We start from the raw sequence: 24,348 nt of genomic DNA, 5'->3' as shown, positions 1-24,348 counted from the left end.
TCCACAACGGACGGCCACTCCCCGTGGAGGCGCGGGGGGAGTGGCCGTCCGTTGTGCTGTGCGGGTGCCAGGTGAGATCTTGGTCTTCAGGCCCCCGACCCCGGAGTGAGCCAAGTGACCGAGAACGCAGCACCGCCGTCCGTCTTCCGGAACACGGCCTTCCTGCGGTTGTGGACAGGCACGACGGCGTCGGGTCTCGCGATGTGGGCCCTGCCGTTCGTCCTGGGCCTGGCCGTGCTCGAACGCTCGATCACCCCCGTCGAACTGGGCGTCGTCCTCGCCACCAGGACCATCGGGTTCCTCGCCGCTGTCCCGGTCGCCGGTGTGCTGGCGGACCGGCACTCCCGCCGGCGGGTGGTCTTCTGGTCGTGCGTCACGGCCGGGATCGCGACACCGGTCATCGCGCTCGGCATGGGCCGGTCCCTGCTGCTCATGGCGGTGGCCGCCACGGTCGTCGGAGCGGGCCAGGGTGCCTGCCGGCCCGCGTTCCAGGCGCTCGTGGCCGAGGTCGTGCCGGAGTCCGGGCGGCAGCAGGCCAACGCGGCCACCACGCTGGCGGTCAGGGTCACCACGCTGGTGGCGCCGAGCCTGACCGCGCTCGCGTCGCTGGTCGCGGACGCGCGGACGCTGCTGGCGGTCACCGCCGTGGCGTGGTTGTGCGCGGCACTCGTGCCACCCAGGGTGACGGTTGAGCGGGTGGTTCAGGCGGCCCGTGCGGGTCTGGTCAGCGAGTTCGTCGACGGCATCAGGGAAGCGCGCCGCCACCCGTGGATGCTCGCCGGGCTGGCCGCGCTGACGGCGGTGATCGCCACCGGCTACTCCGCCACGGCCGTCCTGCTGCCGCTGATCAGCAGGGACCGCTACGACACCGAGGCGGTGCTCGCGGCCGCCACGACCGCCCACACCCTCGGCGCGCTCGCGGGCGCGGTGCTGATCGCACGGTGGCGGCCGCGTGCCGCCGGCTGGGCGGCGCTCGCAGGGCTCGCCTGCTACGCGCTCATCCCGATCGGGCTGCTGCTGCCGGTGCACCCGGTCGTGCTGGTCGCCGCGTACGCCGTGGCGGGGATCGGTATCGAGCTGTTCAACGTTCCCTGGTTCACGGCGATCCAGCGCGAGGTCGACCCGTCCAAGCTGGCGCGGGTGTCCTCTTTGGACTTCCTGCTGTCCTACGGCCTGGCGCCGATCGGCCTGGCCCTGATCGCGCCGGCGCTCACCCAGTTCGGGGCGAGCGCGGTGCTCGTCGTCTGCGCGGTGGTCTGCCTCGCCGCTCCCGCGGCCGCGGCGCTGGTGCCGTCGTCGCGCAGGTTCAGCACCAGGTGACCTACCAGGACCACCGGAACCCGCGCACACCCGGCTGCACGTCCAACGCCACGTCCAGCAACGTGCGGCCGGGAGCGACGGCGGAACCGTCAGCGAGCTGCGCGACGGCGGCGGGAGGAGCGCCCTCGAACGTCACCTCCAGCACGTACTCCCGTGCCGGCAGGCGGAACTTGCGCTCGTAGTTCGTCGCGAGCGGACACGGCTCCTGGTTCACCAGCTCGTGCTCGATCACGACGCTCTCGCCGCGCAGCAGCGGCCGTTCGAACACCAGCTCCGCGACCAGCAACCCCTCGGACTGGTTCTTGACCACCCGGCCGACCGTGCAGTTCTTCAGCGCGCGGACCAGCGGCAACGGGGCGTCGTGCTCGTCGGCGTGCATGATCAGGATCCAGCGGTCGGGGCCGTTCATCGACGCCGACAGCACCTGCCGCGACCGGAAGCTCCGCTCGGTGCGGTCGGCGCCGACCGTCACGAAGTCTTGCTGACTGACCCGGATCAGCTGGTCGTCCCACTGGGTGTCGAGGTCGTGCAACGCGTGCTCGACGGGCTTGGGCGACGGCCAGAACGCCGACATCGGCGCCGGAGCCCTGCGCAGCCGGCGGCCGCGGGAGCGAGGCGGGCCGAGCAGCTCCGACAGGTGGCCCGGCGGCACCCGCAGGATGTGCTCCAGGTGGACGACCGCCTGCAGCGACTTCTTGCGCTCCGGGCGGCTGCGACCCGTCTGCCAGTAGCTCAGCGTCGCGAGCGACACGGACACGCCGTTCTGCGACAGGTGCTCGCGCAGGCGCTCCAGACCGAGACCACGGTTCGTGATCGCTGTCCGGAGCGCCTCCGCGAACTCGTCCACGCAGGTCACGCTAATCCATCCGCACGTCCTGCTGAAGTGGCTGGTGAGGCCGGTAGGTCACCTGGCGGCCGTCGATCACCATGTCGACGTCGACGGTCTCCTCGAACGGCGGGCCCATCGGCCGCAGGAGCACCGGCTGGCCGGAGGGCTGGTGGATCCGGACGTTGACGCTCAGCTGCGTCGCGATCAGGTGCGCCACCAGGTCCCGCGCGCTGCCGGCGCCCGCGTTCTCGCTCGTGTTGGACTGCATGTGCCAGTTGAGGTTCTCCACCAGCGCGCCGTTCAGGTGGCTCTCGTGCATCGGCCTGCTGGTGGTCCAGTCGGCGACGGCCTTCGTCACCGCCCGGTGGGTCGCCGCGAGGGTCACCACCTGCTGGCGCAGTGCCGCTGGGTCGAGGCCCCTGGCCTGGCCGATGGCGGAGTAGATGCCGTTCGGGGTGACCGGCGGGGCGGGCTGGCGGCCCAGCACCTCCTCGTGCAGGAACCGCAGCTGCCTCTGCGTGGTGTCGAGGTGGTCGGGCACCGGCGCCGTCGGGCTGTTCTGCGGAGCGCCGGTCTGGGTCTCCGCCTGCGGCGGGTTCCAGGCGGCCGTCGTCTGGCCGTTGGTCTGCCGCGGGTCTCCGGTGGTCGGCCCGGACACCCACAGCGGCGCGGGGGCGGCCGGCGGTGCGGAGGCCGGGGCCGTGTCCTCGCTGACCATGCCGTCGTCCTGCAACTGGGTCGTGAACTCGGCGATCATCGCGTCGTCGAGGCCGATGCCCAGCGCGCCCTCCAGCGCCGCCCTGTTGTCGTTCACGGCTTCCGCGAACTTCGCCGGGGTGACCTGGCCGTCGTGCGGGACGATCCGCGCGTCGGAGAGGACCTTGTGGGTCCACAGCGCCCGGCTGTACGGGTCGTCGCCGTACACCGGGAGGTTCGCGGTGATCGTGTCGGTCAGCGGCGGGGCGCCCACCGCGTCCACGAGCGCCTCTTCCTGGGCGAAGTTCGTGCCCCGGTTGTAGCCCTTCTCGTGGTTGAAGACCTCGCTCGCGAGCTTGGCCGGGTCGTTCGTGTAGGCGGGCGTGTTGTCGATCGTCTGCCACATGCCGTGCGCCCAGGCGTCGAACGCGGCCCGGCTCTCCGGGGTGCCGAGGTTCCCGAACGCCCTGATCTGCTCGCCCTCGATGACAGGCCGGGAGAACTCGGCGTTGAGCGCCGTCGCGACCGCCTCGACACCGTGCTGCTGGATCAGCGCCGCGACGTCGTCGGTCCTGGTGTCGAGCAGGACCGACACCTGCAGCAGCTCGAGGCCCGCCTGGTGGTCGAGGAAGTAGCCGGGGTTGTCCCGCAGCTGGGTCTCCACCTGCCTGGCCAGCGGCGAGGCGTTCCGCATCGCGTCCGCCGCCAGCTCCTGGAGGTGGCTCTGGATCACCGCGTCCGGCACCCAGTTCGGCGCGTCGGTACCGGTCGCCCTGCTGCCGGACGCCTCACCGTCGGTGGCAGAAGGGGGCGACGGCGCCGGACGGGTCCGCACCTCCGGTGCCGCCGGTGCGGGTCGGTGCGACGGGCCTTCGCCGCGGTCGGCGTCCCTGCTCGACGTGTCGGGTCCGCCGTCCGTGCCACCGCTCGACGACGACGTGGTGGTCGTCGCGGCCGCGTTGTTGTAGTCGGCGATCTTCGCGTCGACGACGGACTTCTTGTCCCACCACTCCTTCTGCTTGACGTCGGCGGCGCGGCGGGCGTCGTCGAGCTTGGTCTCCGCGTCCTTGATCCGCGCTTCCTGGGTCGCCCGGTCGGAGTCGGCCTTGGCGACGGCCTGGTCGTGCTCGGCCTCCGCCGCGGTCCTGGCCGCGGCGGCCTCCTCGACGACCCGCTGCTGAGCGGTCAGTTCGGACTGCCGTGCGTCCGCCACCTCGCGCTGGACGACGAGCTGCGCCTCGGCGTCGCGCAGCTGCTCCTGCGTCCGCCGCAGCGCGTTCTTCGCGGCGTCGGCTTCCGCCTCGGCCTCCCGCACGGCGACGTCGGTGCCGCCGTTGGCCCTGGTCTCCTCCAGCCCGAGCTGGGCGTCCACCGCCACGGCGGTGAGGCCGTCGATCCGGGAGGCCAGCACGTCCACGGTGCTCTGCGTCCTGGCGGCCTCGCGCGCGGCGGTCTCGGCGCGGGTCTCCAGGTCCGGGAGCTTCGCCTCCTCGGCGAGGTGCTTCTCGATGGCCGCGTTGTAACCGAGCTGGGCCGGCGTGAGGTCCGAGTCGTTCTTGGCGAGCTTCGCGGCGGCCTCGTTGATCACCTGCTGGGCCTCGTGCCGCCGGGTGTCGACGGCGACCTCGGCGGTGCGCCAGTCGTCCGCCGCCTTCTTCACGTCGGTCTGGGCGGTGTCCAGGCCCGGGTCGAAGTCCTTGCCCAGCACCTTCTGCGCGTCCGCGGCCGGCATGCGGACCGCGGCCGAGTTCGGCACGGACAGGTCGACGACGGAGGTCTTGCCGCCGATCGTCGCGACCACGCGGTACTCGACGCCGAACTGGACCAGGCCGGTCCGCGCCTTCGGCTTGACGTTGTTCGTCTTGTTGTCGGTCGGTCCACCGGACACCGCGGACGAGTCCTCGCCCGCGTGCCGGAGCTCGACACCGCTCGGCAGGACGTTGACGGTGTCCTTCGGGTCGGTGCCCTGCTTGATCGCCGCGCTACCGGTCGCGAGCCCCACCGACACGTCACCGGTCTCGGAGACCTTCGCCTCGCCGCTGGTCGCCGTGACCTGCGACTTCGGGTTCTCCAGCGCCACGCCGTCGCTGAGCGAGCCGAGCGACGGGTCGACGAGCTTCGCGTAGACCTTGACGTCGGCGTCCTGCCCGAACGTCAGCGCCGCCTCCTTCAGGCCCGGCACCTCGAGCGGGCCGGACAGCATGGACGGCAGGTGCGGCTGGAGGTTCTCCGGGCTGAGCGTGGCCAGCAGGCTGTTGAGCGCCCCGGTGCCCTTGCCGGTGAGGCCCTTGCCCGCCCCGGCGTCGGTCAGCGCCTTCACGGCCGCGTCGCGCAGGTCCTGGGCGCCGCGGAAGCTCTCGACCGACGCGGCCGGCGGGAGCTGCGAGGCACGGGCGTCCTGCTGGAACGCGGCCGTCGCCTCCGGCGTGCCGAACCGGCCGGGGAGCTTGCTCGCCGCCGACATGTACGGCTGCGGGGTCGCGCCGCCGGAGACCTTCTGGTTGTCCGCGTGCAGCCGGACGACCATCTCCTGCTGACCGCTGGAGGCCTTCGCGACCTCCGTGTTCCCCTTCTCGACGACGAGCTCGAACTCGATCGGCACGGCGTAGCGCGCCGCCGGTCCGCCCGCGCCGCGGAGGTGGCCGAACTGGTCGGTAGTCGAGGTGGTGACCGAACTGCTCGTCGCCCCGCCGATGTTCGCCGCCGCGATCACACCCGCGGTGCCGGACACGTTCGGGTTCGCGCTGCCCGGTGAGGCCAGACCCGGCGCCTTGAGGCCGAGACCCCAGGCGGTGCCGCGGCCCTGGCCGTCGGAGACCTTGGTCGACCCGGCGATCGTCGACTCCATCTCGACGCCGTCGTTCACGACGTCCTGGAACTGCGGCGTCTGCGCCTTGGCGCGCAGCGTCACCTGGTACGAGTCCTTGCCGAACGTGCCGGGCTGGTGCACCAGCAGCGGCACGCCGCCGTCCAGGGCGCTGTCGATCATCGCCTTGACGCTCGCGGGCGAGCTGAAGTCGACCAGGCGCTGCATGTTGCTCATCGAGTCCCGGAGGACCGAGTCGGGCAGCAGCGAGCCGCCGAAGCGCTTCCCGGTCTTGGCGTTGACGTCCTGGGTCAGCTGGGAGACCACGCCGGACAGGTCCGGCACACTCTCCACAGTGGACAGACCGAGCGCGCCGGGCTCGCCGTCGGCCACCGACGCGGGTGGTGCCATCGTCGGCATCTCCGGCTTCGGCACGTTCGGCTTGACGTCGGGCAGCAGACCCATGTCCCGCGCGACGTCCTCGGTCACGCGCACGAACACCGACTTCGGCATCGACACGGTCGCGCCCTCGGCGTGCGGGGTGCCGCCGTAGACGAAGTTGCCGGACCGGCTCTCGCCGACCACGGTGACGTCCGCGTCGAGCTGCACCAGCACGGTGCGGGCACCCGCGGGCGTCACGCGGTTGCGGTCGTGGCTGCCGCTGATCTCGTTCGCCGACGACTTCGAGTCCGACCACGGCGTGTACTTGCCGGCCACCGCGACACCACCGGCGCCGCTGGTGGGCGTGGGCTCACCGGCGGGCGGGGGAGCGGCGTTCGGCTTGATCGGCAGGTTCATGCCGGCGGTGAGGTCGACCGACCGGCTGGTCGACGACGACTCGCCCGCCTTGTACCCGCCGGTGCTCGCGTTCTCGGTGCCGGTGTCGTCCGAGATCGACACGAGCTTCGGGTTGCTCAGCCCGAACTTCACGCCGATCGCGCCGGTGCGGTCGGTGACCCGCCGGTCGTACTTGAGGCCCTGCTCCCCGATGCCGGTCTCGGTCAGCGTCCGCAGGTTCGCCTTGATGTTCTCCGGGGAGAACATCTTGTCGATCTGCGCCCGTGACGCGGTGCCCGGCACGGTCAGCGCGGAGTCGCCGCCCGCCGCGCGGTTGAGCGCGTCGATGGCCTGGTCGCGCAGCGCCGTCGTGTTCGCGACGGCCTCCACGTGCAGGAACTCCGGCGACTTCTCCTTGGCGGGAGTGCTCAGCAGCTGGTGGACGGTCGGGGCGTCCTTCAACGCCTTCGGCTCCGGCGTGCCGGGCTCGAAGCCCTTGCCGGGGTCGTTGTCCAGAGTGGAGCCGTCGGACACCCACAGGTTGACGCCGCCCTTGATGGGCTTGAGACCGCCTTCACCGGTCTTCGCGACCGTGTGCTGCTCGGGCACCTGGTGGCCGGGCGCGCCCGGCGTGACCCGGCGCACCCAGGCGCGGGGCCGGGTGAACGTGGTGATCTCGACCTCGAACTCGACGTCGCCGCGGAACACCTGGGCGTTCGGGCTGCCGACGTTGAGCGAGGTGCTGTTGACCGTCGGGCCGGCCGCGGTCTTGTCCGACCACGAGTGGTTGTACTTCACGCCGGCCTGCGGCGTCGGGGTCAGCTTGGCGATGTCGGTCTTGGAGGGGATCGCCACCTTGCCCTCGACGCCACCGCTCCAGCCCTTGATGGTGGTCGTGGAGCTGTCGAGCTTCGGGCCGGTCGACGACGCGTCGCGGATGTTGCGCGCGTCGGCCTGACCGAGGTGCTCGGTGTTCGTCACCTTCGCCTTGACGGTGACGTTGACGTAGGTGTTGCTGGTCGTGCCGCTGTTCTTGAGCTGCACCTGGACGCCCGGTCCCATCAGGCTGTCCATGTTGGCGCGCAACGCCGTCGGCGAGAGCTGCGAGGTCAGCTTGCGCTGGTTCGCGAGCTGCTCGGCGACGTCCGCGAAGCCCTTGCCCTTGCTCGAACGCGGGTCAGAGGCCGGGTCGGCCCAGTTCGGCAGGAACTTCTCGAAGCCGGGCAGGCCGCGCAACGCGTCCTCGACCTGGCCCTGCACCTGCGCCGCCACCTCGAACTCGCCGACCTTGGCGTTGCCCGCGGCGAGCGTGTCGCCCAGGTAGGGCGGCGGGAACTTCGTGCCCTTGTTGGTCTCGTCGACCGTGGAGTCCCTGGTGCCGTCCGGGGTCGGCAGGCCCAGCGCCGCCGCCTCGGGCAGACCGAGGCGCATGTACGTGGTGACGGGGATCGTGACGGGGGCACCGCTCGGCGTGCGGACCTCGACCTCGGTCCGCACCTTGTACAGACCGGTGTCGCCCTTCAACTGGATGCCGCTCTTGTGGCTCGTGTTGATGCCCGCGTTGACGTTCTCGGCGACGCGCGCCGAGTAGCCGAGCGTGGCACCGACCTGGCCGCCGACGACGTCCGGCAGCCCGGCGTTGAAGCCGAGCCCGCCGGTGAAGTCCCCACCGGACTTGGTCGTCGACGACACACCACTGCTGTGCGCCGCGGTGTCGTGCAGGCGCAGCACCGAGCTGTCGTGCGTGCCGACCAGCTCCGCGGTCTGCAGCGTCGCCTTCATCTGCACCGCTGCGCCCTTGCTGGCGTGCGGGCTGATGAGGTCCGGAGACGTGATGTACCCGCCGGCGAGCATCGAGCCGAGGTTGTTGCGGATCTCGGTCGGGCTCAGGAAGTTCTGCAGCGCCTCGCGGCCCGGTGAGCCGATCTTGACGATCGACGGGTGCAGGTTCCGCGCGACGTCGTCGAACGCCTTCTGCTGGTTGTCGACCGTCACCGCCTCGGGGGCGGGGTGCTCGACCTTCGCGCCCCAGTTCTGGATCGGCGCCGAGTCGACGGTGATGGCGTTGCCGGAGCTGGTGATCGTCGCCAGGTCGTTGGGGATGTGCAGCGTGACGGACGTGCCCGTGCTGACCTCGGGCAGGTTCCGGATCCCGCCGCTGGGGTCGGCGAGCGTGATGTCGTAGGTCACCCCGACGGTGGCCACGGTCGAGCCCTCGCCCGCCCGGATCGCGCGCTGGTCGGTCACCGACGACGCCATGTTCTGCGACTGCGCGGGCGTGGCGAGCTGCCCCTTGCCGGCGAGCGAGCCGTACGGGCCGTACCCGGCGCTGGCCGTGGCCGCGAGGCCGACGTCGTTGGCCGTGGCGACGGTGTGCGTCGTCGAGGACGAGTTCCCCGACTGCGCCGTCATGTCGGTCTTGGTGGTCGGCGCGGCCACGGGGGCCGTGTCCGTCTGCGCGTGCATGGTGGCGCGGACGTTCGCCTCGTACCAGGTGTTGCCGATCTTGACCTGGAAGTTGCGGCCCTTGTCCAGGAACGACTCGAAGTCGCCCTTGATGGCCTGCTCGATGCGGGCGGCGTCACCGGGCTTGAGGTTCGGGATGCCCGCCGTGACGTTCTCGGCGCCCCGCACGTCGGTGGGGGCGATGCTGCCGAGCGCCTTGTTGTCCCGGAAGAAGTCCGGCAGCGCCTGCGTGCCCGGCATGACCTGGCCGACCTGGGGGTTCGCCAGGGTGGTCATCGGGATGACCGGGTTCGGCGTCGGCCCGACCGGGCGGGTCTGGACCTCGGGCTCGGACCACGCCGGGCTCGCCGGCTCGTGCGGCTGGACCGCCGGTTCGGCGGCCGGGGTGGTGTCCGGCGCGGTGTCGACCGTCGTGTCCGGGGTGGTGTCCGGCGTCGCGTTCGGCGTGGTGTCGGCCGGCGGGGTCCACCCGGCCGGCGGCGGAACCGTCGCCGGGCCGGCGGGTTCCAGCCTGGTGTCGGGCACCATCACCTGGCTGTTCGCGGTGCGCTCGACGAGCCACAGGTGGCGCGGCCGCACGCCGGGGTCGGGGAGGTGGACGTCGGCGCCCATCATGCCGCCGTCGCCCTTGTGCACACCGGAGTTGGTGTCGTGCTGCTGGAACACGCGCGAGCTGTCGCTGTACTCGTCGGGGACGCCGAGGTAGTGCAGCGTCTCGTGCGCGAGTACCTCGGGGCTGGCGTCGCCGTTCCAGTGGGTCTGGTCGACGTTGGGGTTGTTCGGGTCGACCTTGATGCTGGTGTGGGCGTCGGCCTTGGTGTCGGTGAACTCGAGGTTGAGGTGGAACTGGTCACCGCTCGGGAGCCGGAAACCCTGGTTCAGCAACGAGTTCACGCCGTCGGTGGCGTTCTTCCTGACCTTGTCGACGACCTCGGGGTCGACGTCCGCGGCAGGGTCGACGTGCACCTTGACGGTGTACTCCTGCACGAAGTTGCCCGGGCTGGTCTCGATGCGGCGCAGGTCGTAGTTGATCAGGCCCTGGTAGGACCTGATGTCCGACGGCGAGCTGTCCGTGCGCACGTCGTGGACCGTCACGTCGACGGTGCGCACGTCGGTGTCGTTGCGGCGGTCGACCCACGTGTTGCGGTCGGCCGGCTTGTCCGGAGCGAACCAGTCCGCGGTCTTCGCGGGATCGTGACGCCACGACTCGTCGGTGATGACGTCCTTGCCCTGGTGCGACTCCGGCGTCGGAGGCGTCATCCTCGGCGGCGCGCCACCGCCGCGGACCTGCTTCGGCGCGTCGGTGGTCGAGGGCGCGGGACGGGACGAGCTCGTCTCGGCACCGCCGCGGCTGCTCTCCGCCGTGGACGGCAGAGGAGGCAGCGGCTTCCCGTCGGTGTCCGGAGTGGTGCCGGAGGCAGGCGGCAGCGGCGCCTGGCCGACGTTCGCGGCGCTGTTCGTCGTCGTGTCGCCAGGGGGCGGAGGCGGCGGCGAGGTCGGCGGCGCCGGCGTGGGCGGCACGGGCGGCGGGGACGAGTTGTAGGCGTCGACCTCGCGGTCCACCTTCGCCTTGGCGTCCCACCACTCCTGCTGCTTCTTGTCCGCGTCGCGCCGGGCGTCGTCGAGCTTGGTTTCCGCGTCCTTGATCGACTTCTCGGCCGTGGCCCGCTCTTCCGCGAGCTTCTGGTGCGCGTCCTCGGCGGCGGTGCGGGCGGCGTCGGCCTGGGCGACGACCTGCTGCTGGGCCTGGAGCTCCGCACGGGCGTCGACGGCGGCCTTGCGCTGCGCGTCGAGGTCCGTGTGGGCGTCGGTGAGCTGCTGCTGGGCGTCGGTCAGCGCGGTGTGCGCCGCGTCGGCCTCCTGGCCGAGCCGGTCCAGCTCCGCCTTCGGGGCGCCGTTCATCTGGGCGTCGTCGAGAGCGTCCTTGGTCGCGAGCGCGTCCTGGCTGAGCGACGCGATCTGCGGCGTCAGGTCCTGGATCGTGGCACGGGTCCGCGCCACGTCCGCCACGGCGGTGTCGAACGCCGTCTGCAGCGGCGGGAGCTTGGCCTCGGCGTCCAAGTGGGCGTCGATGGCCGTGTTCAGCTTCGTCGCGGCGTCGCCGATCGGACCGTCGGTCCTGGCCAGCACGGCGGCGGCCTCGTTGATGGCGTCCTGGGCCTCGTGCCGGGCCTCCTCGACCTTCTTCTCGGCCTCGCGCCAGTCGTCCGCCGTCTTCTTGACCTCGGTCTGGGCGTCCTTCAACGAGTCGTCGAACTGCTGGTTCAGCATCGTCTCGACCTCGGAGGCGGGCATGCGCACGCCGGCCGAGCCGGGCACCGTCAGGTCGACGACGCCGGTCTTGCCTCCGATGGTGGCGACCACCCGGTACTCGACGTCGAACTGCACGAGACCGGTGCGGGGTGCGTCCTTGGGCTTGACGGCGCCGCCCTGGGCCTGTGCGGGGCCGCCGGAGACCGCGGAGGAGTCCTCGCCCGCGTGCCGCAGCTCGACACCACCGGTGCCGAAGTTGACGGTGTCGGTCGGGGCCCCCTGCTTGACCGCCGCGCTGCCCTGGGCGAGCCCCACCGACACGTCGGCGGTGTCGGAGACCTTGGCCTCGCTGGAGGTGTCGGTGGTCTTCGTGGTCAGCGGGGTCTCGATCTTGACGCTGTCGCTGAGCGACCCGAGCTGCGGGTTCACCAGCTTCGCGTAGACCTTGACGTCGGCGTCCTGGCCGAACGTCAGCGCCGCTTCCTTGAGGCCGGGCACGTCGAGCGGACCGGACAGCATCGACGGCAGGTGCGGCTGGAGGTTCTCCGGGCTCAACGTGGAGAACAGGCTGTTGAGCGAGCCCGTGCCCTTGCCGGTCAGGCCCTTGCCCGCACCCGCCTCCGACATCGCCTTCACGGCGGCGTCGCGCAGGTCCCTGGCACCGCGCAGGTTCTCGACCGACGCGGTCGGCGGCAGCTGCGTGGCACGGGTGTCCTGCTGGAACTCGGCCGTCGCCTCCGGCGTGCCGTGCTCGCTGCCGCGCTTGCTCGCCGCCGACATGTACGGCTGCGGGTTGCCACGGCCGGAAGTCGGCTGGGAGACCTTCTGGTTGTCCGCGTGCGTGCGGACGACCATCTCCTGCTCGCCGCTCTGGGCCTTGGCGACTTCCTTGTCGCCCTTCTCGACGACGAGCTCGAACTCGATCGGCACCGTGTACTGCGCCGCCGGGCCACTAGCCGTGCGGCTGTTGCTGAACGCCTCGGTGGTCGAGGTCGTCACCGAACTGCTCGTGCTGGAACCGATGTTGACGCCCGCACTCACACCCGCGGTGCCCGAGACCTTCGGGTTCGCGCTGCCCGGCGAGGCCAGGCCCGGTGCCCGCAGGCCTGCGCCCCAGCCGGTGCCGCGGCCCTGGCCGTCGCTGTCCTTGCGGGAGCCGCCGTTGTTGTGGCTCATGTCGACGCCGTCGTTGACGACCTGGTCGAACTTCGGCTCGCCCGCCTTGGCCCGCAACGTGACCTGGTACGAGTCCTTGCCGAACGTGCCGGGCTGGTGCACCAGCAGCGGCACGCCGCCGTCCAGCGCGCTGTCGATCATCGCCTTCACGCTCGACGGCGAGTTGAGGTCGACGATGCGCTGCAGGTTGCTCATCGAGTCCTTGAGCACCGAGTCCGGGATCAGCGAGTCGCTGCCGAACTTCTTGGTGTTCGCGGACAACTGGCTCGTGAGGTCGTTGACCGCCGCCGAGAGGTCCGGGACCTTCTCCACGTTGGACAGACCGAGCGCGCCGGGCTCGTCGGGTGCCAACGTCGACGGCGGAGCCATCTTCGGGAAGTCCGGCTTCTGCACGCTCGACTCGACCTTGGGCAGCACGCCCATCTCGCGCGCGACGTCCTCGGACACGCGCACGAACACCGACTTCGGCATGCTGACCGTGACGCCCTCGGCGTTCGGCGTGCCGCCGTGCACGAAGTTCCCCGCGCGGCTCTCGCCGACGATCGTGAACTCGGCGTCGACCTGGACCAGCACGGTCCGCGCGTCACCGGGGGTGGTGCGGCCGCGGTCGACGTTGCCGCCGATCTCGGTCGACTTGGTCTTGTTGTCCGACCACGGCGTCACCTTGCCGGTGACCGCGGCACCGCCGGACCCGCTCGGGTTCGACGGCGTGCCGGCGGGCGGCGGGGTGACGTTCGGGCGCACCGGGACGTTGATGCCGGCGGTGAGGTCGACCGACCGGGCGGTCGTGGACGACTCACCGGCCTTGTAGCCACCACTGACCGAGTTGTCGGCGCCGGTGGTGTCCGAGATGGACACCAGCTTCGCCTCGCCCAGCTTCACCGACATGCCGATCGCACCGGAGCGGTCGGTGACGCGGCGGTCGTACTTGAGGCCCTGCTCCTGCACACCGGTCTCGATGAGCCGCTGCAGGTTCGCCTTGATGTTCTCCGGGGCGAACATCTTGTCGATCTGGGCGCGCGACGCGGTGCCCGGCGTGGTGAGCGCCGAGTCGCCGCCGGCCGCGCGGTTGAGCGCGTCGATCGCCTGGTCCCGCAGCTCCGCCGTGTTCGCGACGGCCTCCACGCTGAGGAACTCCGGCGACTTGGGCCGGGCCTGGCTCGGGTTCAGCAGGTCCTTGACGGTCGGCGAGTCGGCGATCGGCGTGGACTTCGGGTCACCCGGCTTCAGGCCGTCGCCGGGGTCGTTCTTGAGCGTCGAGGAGTCCGGCACCCACAGGTTGACCTTGCCGTCGATCTTGTCGAGGCCGGCGCCGGTCTTGGCGACGGTCCTCACCTCCGGCGCCTGCCGGCCGGGTGCGCCGGGCACGATGGTGCGGACCCACGTGCGGGGCCGCGTGAACGTGGTGATCTCGACCTCGAACTCCACGTCGCCCTGGAACACCTGGGCGTCCGGGCTACCGGGGTTCGACGACGTGCTGCTCACGGCCGGTCCGGCCGCGGTCTTGTCCGTCCACGAGTGGCTGTAGGACACGCCGGCCTGCGGCATCGGGGTCAGCGAGGCGACACCGGTCTTGACCGGGATGTTCGCGCGGCCCGACAGGCCACCGGTCCAGCCCTTGGTGGTGCTGGTGTTGCTGTCGAGCTTCGGGCCGGTCGTCGTCGAGTCGCTCACCGGGCGCCCGTCGGCCTGGCCGAGGTGCTTCGGGTTGGTGACCTTCGCCTTGACCGTGACGTTGACGTAGGTGTTCGTCGTCTTGCCGGAGTTCTTCAGCTGCACCGAGACACCCGGACCGAGCAGGCTGTCCATGTTCGCCTTCAACGAGGCGGGGGACAGGCTCGCGGTCAGCTTGCGCTGGTTCGCGAGCTGCTCGGCCACGTCACCGAAGCCCTGGCCCTTGCTGGAGCGCGGGTTCGCGTCCGGGTTGTTCCACTTGGGCAGGAACTTGTCGAAGCCCGGCAGTTCCTTCAGCTTCGACTCGACCTGACCCTGCACCTTGGTCGCGGGCACGAACTCGCCCACCTTGGCGTTGGTGGAGGCCAGGGTGTCGGCGACGTAGGGCGGAAGGTACCTGGTGCCCGCCGTCGCCGGGTCGGTCGTGGTGTTGCGGGTGCCGTCCGGAGTCGGCAGCCCCACGGCACCGGCCTCGCCCAGGCCCATGCGCATGTGGGTCGTGATCTCCATCTTCACGGGCTTGCCCGCGGGACCCCGGACCTCGACCTCGGCGGTGACCTCGTAGAGACCGGTCTCGCCCTTGACGCCGATACCGGCCTTGTGGTTGCTGCTCGACCCCGCGCTCACGCCTTCCGCGGTGCGCGCGGAGTAGTTCGCGGTGGCGCCGACCGTGCCGCCGACCGTGCCGGGCACGCCGATGTTGCCGCCGACTCCGGCGGTGACGTCGAACCCGGTCTTGGTGGACGCGGACACACTGCTGCCCCAGGCAGAGGTGTCCTTCAGGTCCAGCGCCGCGCCCTTCGCGTCGAGCGTGCCGACCAGCTTCGCGCCCTTGAGCGTCGCGGTCATCTGCACCGCCGCGCCCTTGCTCGCGTGCGGGCTGATCAGGTCCGGCGACGTGACGAACCCGCCGAGCATCGAGGGCAGGTTGTTGCGGATCGACGTCGGGCTCAAGAAGTTCTGCAACGCCTCACGGCCCGGCGAACCGACCTTCGTGATCGACGGGTGCAGGTTCTCCGCGACGTCCGAGAACAGCTTCCCCGAGTCCTTGACCACCACGGCTTCCGGAACCGCGTTCTCGACCTTCGTGCCCCACACCGCGTCGGTGGGTGTGACCGCCGCCGACGACTTGCCCGAGCCGACGATCGCGCTGAGATCCTTCGGGATCTGCAGCGTGACGTCAGGACCGGTGCTCAGGGTCGAGAACTGCTTCGGGTTGCCGGACGCGTCGGTCAGCGTGATCTCGTACGAGACCGGCACCGTGACCTTCTTCGAGCCGTCGTCCGACGACTTGATCGCACGCTGCTCGGTGGTGCTGTTCGTGGTCGACTGCGACACCGCGGGCGTCGCCAGCGCGGCCTTGCCGCCCAGCGAGCCGTACGGACCCATCGCGACACCGGCCGTCGCCGAGGCACCGACGTCGTTGGACGTCGCGATGCTGTTCGTCGTCGTGGACGCGACGGCGGCCTGGTAGTTCTTGTCGACCTTCATGTCGGCCGCGTCGGTGACGTTCGTGGTGGCGTCCGCGTGCATCTCCGCGCGGATGTTCGCCTCGAACCAGGCGTTGCCGATCTTCACCTGGAAGTTGCGGCCACCGTCGAGGAACGTCTCGAAGTCGCTCTCGATCGCGCTCTTGATACGGGTGGCGTCATCGGGCTTGAGGCCCTGGATCTCGGCCACGACCGCGTCCGCGCCACGCACGTCCGTCGGCACGATCGAACCCAGCGCCTTGTTCTCCTGGAAGAAGCTCGGCAGGTTCGTGTCCGGCACCTGGCCGACCGGCTGCGGCGCCATCGTGGTCATCGGGACGACCGGGTTCGGCGTCGGCCTCGGCGGTGCGGGACGGGTCTGCGGTTCCGGTGCCGGACGCGTGTCGGCGTCGGGCTCGGACCGCGTCTGCGACTCCGCACCGGGCTCGGACCGGGTCTGGGCGTCCGCGTTCGGCTCGGACCGGGTCTGCGTGTCGGTGCTGGGCTCCGACCGGACCTGCGTGTCCACTCCGGACTCCGACCGGACCTGCGTGTCCGTGTCGGCCTTCGGCGGCGCCGGCCGCGTGTCCGCCTCGGGCTGGGGCGGTGCGGGACGCGTGTCCACGTCAGGCCTGGGCGGCGCCGGGCGCGTGGTGGGGTCGAGCTCCCCGATGGCCTCGCCCAGCACCTGGTAGCCCGTCGTGGTGCCGGGCGGGGTGTCGAGGTTCTTGCTGGGGCGCGGCACGTTCTCGTCGAGGATCTTGTACGAGCCGTACTCGGCGAGGCCGTCGAAGGCCTCCAGGCGGAACGCGTCGCCGAGCACCGCGCCCTTGTCGCCCAGCGGACCCTTGCCGCCCATCTGGAACGTCTGGAAGCGGTCCTTCCACTGCTGGCGGGCGTCCGCGCGATCGGTGTCCAGGAGCTGCTCGTAGTAGCGCTGGAGGGCTCCCGGCTCCGTGGCGGCGTTGATCGTCTTGCCGAGGGTGGGACCGTCGATCTCCTGGTGCATCGCGAACGCGTGCACCTCGGCCTGCGGCCCCCGCTTGTCGGCCAGGTACTGCTGCAGCTGGGTCTGCGCCGACACCAGCGACAGACCGCCCTGCGTGTAGTCGATCAGCAACACCTTCTTGTCCGGGGGCAGGTCGCCCAGGAACTCGTCGAAGTGCTGGTCGAGCGTGTCCTGCTGCTGGTCGGTCAGCGGTTCGGTCTTGGGCTTGCCGTCGGGTCCGTTGTAGGCCGGGGCGAGGATCGAGCCGGGGTCGGAGGGCAGTGGCCGGAAGTTCGACAGCGGGATGGACACCGCGCCGTGACCCTGGTTCTGCAGCGCGGCGACCACGGCCGCGGGGCTGCGGCCCAGGCCGACGTAGGAGAACTCCTCCGGCGGGTACTTGGCCGTGATGTGGGTGGCCAGCTCGTTCACCGCGGTGACCACGTCCGCCTGGCCCTGGATGTGCGCGTCGCGTGCCACGCCCTCCAGTTCGCTGCGGAACTCCGCGGCGCCGTTGATGTCGTACACCTCGGGCTTGCGGTTGCCGCCGCCCAGCTCGCCGTCGTAGAGGATCTTCGTGATCGACTCTTCGACACCGCTCTTCGGCGGCAGGGCGAGACCGTTGTTCGCCAGCCACTGCCGGGCCATGTACGGCGTCAGGCCGACCGTGCTGCCGTCGTCGATCCGGATGCGGACGAAGTCCGACGGCTTGTTCGGCCGGTGCTCGTACTTCCCGTCGATCATCTGCCAGCTGGAGTCCTGCGACGCGTTGGCCGGCCGCAGGTCGTCGACGCGCTCCGTGGCCGTCTTGTCGGAGGCGTCCTCGTACACGGAGTCGGTGTCGCTGTCCGAGTCGCTGTCGGACTGGTTGGCCGGCTGGGGAGCCGGGCGCGTGTCCGCGTCGGGTGCCGAGCGCGTCTGCACGTCCGCGTCGGCCGCAGCCGGGGCGGGACGCGTGTCCACGCGCGCGTCCCCGTTCTGCCGCGCGTCGAGGACCTCCTGGGTGAAGTCCCGGAAGGCCTCCAGGTGGGCGGTGTTGTGCCCACCGTCCCGTGCGTCCTGGATCTGCTGGTCGACGTGGTTCTGCACGGCCGCGATGTCGGCGTCGCTGAACTGGCGCCAGCCGTAGGAGTCCGGGTCGGCCGGCTGCTGCAGCGCGTAGGTGGTGATCGCCGCGTCGCGGTTGTTCGTGAGCTGGTCGACCCGGTTCTGGTGCCACTGGATGTCGCGCTCGGCCTGCGCCCGGCGATCCGCCTGTTCGTCCAGCACCGTCTGGGGCTTGAGCGCGTCCGGGATCAGGTCCGCGGCGTTCCACCGGTTGTGGTTCGCCCTGGCCTCGTCGAGCCTCGCCTGCGCGAACTGCGTCCGCAGGTCGTAGTTCCCCGGCGAGCCCGCACTGCGCGAGATGTCGATCGCGTTCTGGATCGCGGCCGCGCGTTCGGGGTTGTTCGCGTACTGCTGGTTCCGCTGCATCTCCTGCAACGCCGGGGTGTCGAGGCCGTACAGCGACGCCTCGAACGAGCGTGCCGGCGAGCCCGTCTGCACGGGGTCGAAGCCGCCGGGGACGACGAGGTCCACGTCCGCGACCGGCGGCCGCGCCGCAGGATCCTGCATGAACGGCCGGTCCCGGGGAGCGGGTGCGGGCGCAGGTTCGAGCTGACCCTGCTGGTTCTCGTTCGCCGGGGCGCGGTCCTGGACGTCGTCGTCCGACTGCACCGACGCCGCGTCGTCCGTGTGGACCGACGGCGCGTCGTTCTGGCCGACCGCCGGGTCGTTCGCCTGGACGGGGCCCTGGTCGCCGATCCGGATGTCCCTGAGCGTGTCGGCCAGCCGGTCCAGTTCCGGGGTCGGCTGGCCGGTGGCCCGCGCGTCGTTGATGAGGCCCTCGACGTGGCTTTCGAGGTCCACGACGTCCTGGGGCGTCACCGACTGCCATCCGGGCGCGTTCGGGTCGGCCGGCAGGTTCAACGCGTACGTGGTGAGTGCGTCGTTGCGGTCGTACTGCAGCCTGTCGAGCTCGCTGTTGAGCTCGGTCTCGCGCAGCTGGAGGTTCTGCTGCTCCGCCTGGCGCTGGGCCTGGTCGGTGCGCATCAACTCGGTCTTCCACGCGTCCGGCAGCGAGTCGGTGATGTTCTTCAGGTCGTTGATCTGGTTGCGCGTGTTCTTGATGTCGTTCTGGACGTCCCGCAGGTGCTGCTCGACACCGCCCGGCTTCTGGGCGGCCTCCAGGTTGCGGGACATCTGGTCGATCTCGATCGAGCGGTCCGGGTTGTCGCGGTACTGCGCGGCCAGGTCGCCCAGCTCGGCGGAGGACTTGCCGAACAGCGAGGCCTTGAACGCCGCGTGCTCCTGCCTCGCCTGCGCCTGGGCGCGTTCCTGGGCCTGCCTCGCCTGCGCCTCGGCGCGTTCCTGGGCCTCCCGGACCTCCTGCGCCTGGGCCTGCCTCTCCGCCTCGCGCTGGGCGGTCCTCTCGGCGTTCTCCCTGTTGGTCTGCTGGAGCCGGTCCAGCCGCTCCATGACCCCGTGCATCTCCTGCGCCTTCTGGGCGCGGTTGCTGTACTCGGGGTTGGTCGTGAACGACAGCTGGTGTTCCGACTGCTTCAGCACCGCCTCGGCTTCGGCGATCTTCCCGTCGACCTCGGCGGCGTCGTAGCTCGTGCCGTCGCCGAACCAGCGGTTCATGAAGCCGTTGAAGCCGGTGTAGTCCTCCTTGGTCTCGCGGAAGTCCTGCAACAGCCCGTTGGCCCTGTCCACCTGCCCGGTCAGGCCTTCCACACCGTGCCGCGTGATCTGCGCCATCGCCGCGCGCGCGTCCGGCTCGTTGCGCACCCGGTCCTGAAGAGCCTTCAGCTCCGTGGTGTCGAACCCGGCGTTCTCCGCCGCCGCGATCTCCTGGGTCAGGTGGGCGTCGAGCTGGTCGAGCGCGCGCGGGCCGACGTTCGCGAGCTTGTCCGCGTTCGGGCCGGCGACGTAGGTGTCGACGGCGTGGGTGAGGCCCACCCTGGGACCCGCGTCCCGCATGGTCTCGATCTGGCTGTTGACGTTGTTCAGGAGATCGGTGTCCCGCGCGATGTCCTGCTGGATCTGGGCCTGGTTCTGGCGCTCCTGCTTCGTCTGGAGCGCCTCGGGCTTCCAGGACGACCTGGACTTCGCGTCGTCGATCCGGTTCTGGATCTTCGCCTGCTGGTCCAGCAGGTCCTTCATGAACACCTGCGGACCGCCGGGGTGCGCGGCCGCGCGCTTGATCAGCTGCGTCTTCTGCGCCGCGAGGTAGAGGTCCAGGTCCTGGCGGCCCTTGTACAGGTCACCGATGGTCTGGTTGACCTCCGCGGAGGACTTGCCCCCGAGCCAGGCCTCCATGCCGGCGCGGACCTCCTGCGGCGTCGGGGCACCGATCGCACCGAACACGCCGTTCTGCGAGTTGATCTGCAGCTGCGGAGCGCCTGCCGGGCCGTGGGCGGTCTGCACGCCGTCGGTGTCGACGACGAGCTGCACGCCCAACGACTGCGCGATCGTGTCCGGCAGGTGCGAGCCGACGTGGGAGTCGGCCCAGGACGGCGTCTGCAGGGCGTGGGTGACGAGGTCGGCCGACGTCGGCAGCGCGCCGTTCGTCTTCACCTCCTGCGTGACGTGGTTGACCACGTCGACGTCGCCGGGCTTCATGCCGTCGGTGTTCAGGCCGGCGTTGACGACGTCCCAGCGCTTCGACGACCCGTTCGCGAGGTCGTTCGCGAGGTTCGCCCGCCACTGGTCGACCTTGGCGTCGGCGGTGAGGCCGGGCTGGTTCGGCTCCAGGTCGGGATGGAACTTCGCCAGCGTGTCGGGGTCGACCTTGCTCGCGGCCCAGTTCGACAGGCCGTCGGGGGTCAGCCCGGGGTGGTCGTGGTTCTGCGGGTTCTGCCGGACGTCGTTGGCGACGGCGTCCACAGTGGACTGCACGTCGTTGATGCCGACCAGCGGTGACGAGTTGGGGACCGCGACGTTCTGGAACGCCGCGCTGCGCAGCACCGACTCGACCAGACCGACCTTGTCCAGGTTCGGCAGGTGCGTCTGGTTGGGACGGACGTCCACGTCGGTGTCGGCGCCCGGGAAGCTGCCGGGCAGGTTCGGCGTGTCCGTCGGCCTCGTCTGCACGTCGGGACCGAGGTCCCTGGGACCGCTGCCCTTGGGACCGCTGTCCGTGTCCTGTGTGGACGGTGCGGGGGTGCTGTCCGCGGCGGGCTTGGGAGTCCAGTCCGCGGGCGGCGGCACGGTGGCGGGACCGGCGGGCTCGATCGTGGTGTCGGGCACCATGACCTGGCTGTTGGCGGTGTTCTCGATCAGCCACAGGTGGCGCGGCCGCACGCCGGGGTCGGGGAGGTGGACGTCGGCGCCCATCATGCCGCCGTCGTTCTGGTGCACGCCCGAGTTCGTGTCGTGCTGCTGGAAGACGCGGCTCGAGTCCTTGTACTCGTCCGGGACGCCCAGGTAGTGCAGCGTCTCGTGCGCGAGGACCTCGGGGCTGGCGTCGCCGTTCCAGTGGGTCTGGTCGACGTTGGGGTTGTTCGGGTCGACCTTGATGCTGGTGTGGGCGTCGGCCTTGGTGTCGGTGAACTCGAGGTTGAGGTGGAACTGGTCACCGCTGGGCAGGCGGAAGCCCTGGTTCAGCAGGTTGTTGACGCCGTCGGTGGCGTTCTGCTTGATCTGCGCGACGGTTTCCGGCTTGACGTCCGCGGCAGGGTCGACGTGCACCTTGACGGTGTACTCCTGCACGAAGTTGCCTGGGCTGGTCTCGATCCGGCGCAGGTCGTAGTTGATCAGGCCCTGGTAGGACTTGATGTCCGACGGCGAGCTGTCCGTGCGCACGTCGTGGACCGTCACGTCGACGGTGCGGACGTCCGTGTCGTTGCGTCGGTCGGCCCAGGTGCTGCGGTCGGCCGGGTTGCTCGGGTTCGACCAGTCCGCGGTCTTGGCCGGGTCGTGGCGCCACGACTGGTCGGTGAGGACGTCCTTGCCCTGGTGCGACTCCGCGGTCGGCGGCGTCATGGCCGGCGGCGCACCGACCCTCGGCACGTCCTTCCGGGTGCCGTCGGGGTTCAGGTTCGAGGCCGGAGCAGGCGGTGCCGGGGGCGCGGGCGGTGCAGGCGGGGCCGACGCGGGCGGAGTCGCCGGGGCGTCCCTGGTCGGCGCCGGGCTGGTGTCGCCGACGTTGTTCTGCGCAGGGTTCTGCGCGGGCGCGCTGGTGTCCGCGGCCTTGTTGGTGTCGGTGTTCGGCTTGCCTTCCGTGTCCGGCTTCGTGTCGGTGTTCGGCTTGGTGTCGGCGTTCGGCTTGGTGTCGGGGCTGCCGGGCGCCGGGGGTGCGGAACGGGTGTTGTCCTTGCCGTTGCCCGAGTCGGGGCCGTCGTTGCCCTTGTCGTTCCCGGCGCCGTTGTCGGCGGTGTCGGGCGTCGGCTTGGGCCTGCCGTCACCGACGGCGTCCTTCAGCACCTCGTAGGCCGGCGTGGTGCCGGGTTCGGTGTTGGGGGTCTTGTGAGGACGGTCCTGCTGGAACGTGTCCGGGTTCTGGTCGAGGATCTTGTACGACCCGTGCTCGGCGAGGTCGTCGAAGGCTTCCTTGCGGAACGCGTCGCCCAGTGGGTGCCGGAAGGGGACCTCGTGCGTCTCGATGCTGTTCTTGAAGTCCTGGCGTGCGTCCGCGCGGCCGCTGGAGTCCAGGTAGCTCTCGTACAGGCCCTGGAAGCGCGACCCCGGCTGGGCGGCGGCGTTGATCGTGTTGTGGATGTCGTTGCGGTTGGTCGCCTCGTGGATCGCGAACGCCTGCACGTGAGGAGCCGGACCGTCAGGGGCGGCGTTGTTGTTCAGGTGCTGCTGCAGCTGGTGCTGCGCGGACACCAGTGACAGACCGCCCTGCGTGTAGTCGATCAGCAGCACGTCCTTGCCGGGCGGCAGGTCGCCCAGGAACTCGTCGAAGTGCTGGTCGAGCATGGTCTGCTGCTGGTCGGTCAGCGGCTCGGTCTTGGGCTTGCCGTCGGGCCCGTTGTACGCCGGGGCGAGGATCGAGCCGGGGTCGGAGGGCAGCGGCCGGAAGTTCGACAGCGGGATGGACACCGCCCCGTGACCCTGGTTCTGCAACGCCGCGACCACAGCCGCGGGGCTGCGCCCCAGACCGACGTAGTTGTACTGCTCCGGCGGGTACTTGTTCGTGATGTCGGTGGCGAGGTCGTTCACCGCGTCCAGCACGGTCTGCTGCTCTTGGATGTTCTGCTCGGCCGCGATCCCCATCATCTCGCTGTGGAAATCCGCGGCGTTGTCGATGCCGTACACCTCGGGCTTGCGGTTGCCGCCGCCCAGGTTGGCGTCGTAGAGCAGCGGGTGGACCGCCGCTTCGACGGTGCTCCTCGGCGGGACGGTGATCCCGTTGTCCGCGAGCCACTGCTTGGTCATGTACGGCGTCAGGCCGACCGTGGTGTTCTCGTCGACCCGGATGCCGACGAACTCCGACGGCTTGTTCGGCGCGTGGACGAGGTTGCCCTTGCCATCCGGCTGGTAGCTCGAGTCGTCCTTCGCGGGGTTCTCGGCCTTGTAGCCGTCGACCCGCTGCTGGGCGGTCGGTTCGAGCGCGTCCTCGTACACCGAGTCGGTGTCGCTGTCGGAGTCGCTGTTCTGGTTGTTGTTCGGGTTGCCGCGCTGACCCTGGTTGTTCGGCGACGCCTGGTTCGGCGCCGGCGCGACGACCGGTGCCACGACGAGGTCGGGCGTGGCGCTGGGGTTGGCCGCGGTGTTCGGGTTCGGCGCCGCGCCGGTGGGCGGCTGGGGCGCCGGCCGGGTGCTGACGGGCGGGACGTCGGCGTTGGGCCCGTTCACCGGCGCGTTGACCGGCGCGTTGACCGGCGGAGCCGGGCGCGTCTGGGCAGGCGGGGTGGTGACGTCCGGCTTCGGCGACGGCGTGCCGGCGGGCGGCGCGGTCGTCGCGGGGGCGGGCGGCGGCGTGTTCGCCGGCGGAACGGTGGTGTTCGGGGCGGGAGCCGGGGCCGCGTTCGGCGTGTTGGCCGGAGGGGTGTTCGCCTGTGGAGTGTTCGCCGGTGGGGTGTTGGTCTCGGGCCGCGGTGACGGCACGGTGGCGGGCGGCGTCGCGGTGTTCGGCGGCGGCGTGTTGGCCGACGGCGTGTTCGCCGGAGGCGTGTTCACCGACGGTGCGTTGGTGCTCGGCGTGTTCACCGGCGGGGTGTTGGCCGGTGGGGTGTTGGCCGGTGGGGTGTTCGCCGGAGGCGTGTTGACGGATGGCGCGTTGGCCGGCGGCGTGTTGGTGCTGGGGGTGCTGACCGGCGGCGTGTTCGGGCTCGGCGTGTTGGCCGGTGGCGTGTTCACCGAGGGGGTGTTGGTGCTCGGGGTGTTCACCGGGGGAGCGGCCGGAGCCGGGCGCGACTGTGCCGGAGGCGGCGTGTCGGCCTTGGGCTGCTGCGGGGACGGCGTCGTCTCGGGCCTGGGCGAAGGCGTGTTCGCGGGCGGCGGGGTGTTCGCCGGAGGCGTGTTGACGTTCGGCGACGGCGACGGCGCGTTGGCCGGCGGCACGGTCGCCGCAGGTGCGGGGTTCGGTGCGGTGACCGGCGGAGCGGCCGGAGCCGGGCGCGGCTGCGCCGGAGGCGTGTCGGCCTTGGGCGTCTGGGACTGCGGTGCCGTGTCCTGCCTGGGCGGAGTGTTCGCCGGCGGCGTGTTGGTCGAGGGTGCGTTGGTCGACGGGGTGTTCGTCGATGGCGCGTTGCTCGACGGCGCGGTCGTGGAGGGGGCATTCGTCGACGGGGTGTTCGCCGACGGGGTGTTCGTCGACGGAACGTTCGTCGACGGGGTGTTCGTCGAAGGCGTGTTGCTCGACGGGACGTTCGTCGAAGGCGTGTTGGTCGAGGGCGCGTTGGTC

The 24,348-nt window shown here is 71.0% G+C and carries 3 protein-coding genes and 1 pseudogene; 2 read left to right on the top strand and 2 right to left on the bottom strand.

The features are described from left to right. Positions 1-105 precede the first annotated feature (105 nt). Positions 106-1,320 (top strand): MFS transporter, encoded by a 1,215-nt coding sequence (locus tag VM306_RS27420; protein WP_414672460.1) that lies wholly within the window; start codon positions 106-108, stop codon positions 1,318-1,320. A 1-nt stretch (position 1,321) separates the two neighbouring features. Here the strand turns inward: VM306_RS27420 and VM306_RS27415 are convergent, their stop codons facing one another. Both VM306_RS27415 and VM306_RS27410 read right to left on the bottom strand, forming a co-directional pair. Continuing rightward, on the bottom strand, positions 1,322-2,167 hold the full coding sequence (locus VM306_RS27415) for an XRE family transcriptional regulator (RefSeq protein WP_325520170.1): 846 nt from the start codon (positions 2,165-2,167) through the stop codon (positions 1,322-1,324). A gap of 10 nt (positions 2,168-2,177) precedes the next feature. Continuing rightward, positions 2,178-23,297 carry a hypothetical protein gene (locus VM306_RS27410; protein WP_325520168.1) on the bottom strand — a complete coding sequence of 7,040 codons (21,120 nt, stop codon included), beginning with the start codon at positions 23,295-23,297 and terminating at the stop codon, positions 2,178-2,180. Here VM306_RS27410 and VM306_RS27405 point away from each other — a divergent pair. Further along, positions 23,191-24,348 (top strand): annotated as a pseudogene (locus VM306_RS27405) (hypothetical protein); the annotation flags it as partial. The gene VM306_RS27410 and the pseudogene VM306_RS27405 sit on opposite strands and share 107 nt — an antisense overlap.

It is taken from the genome of Lentzea sp. (genome assembly GCF_035525475.1).
Lineage (GTDB): Bacteria > Actinomycetota > Actinomycetes > Mycobacteriales > Pseudonocardiaceae > Lentzea.
The sequence above is the reverse complement of the archived record's forward strand: the minus strand, read 5'-3'. Positions and strand labels throughout refer to the sequence as shown.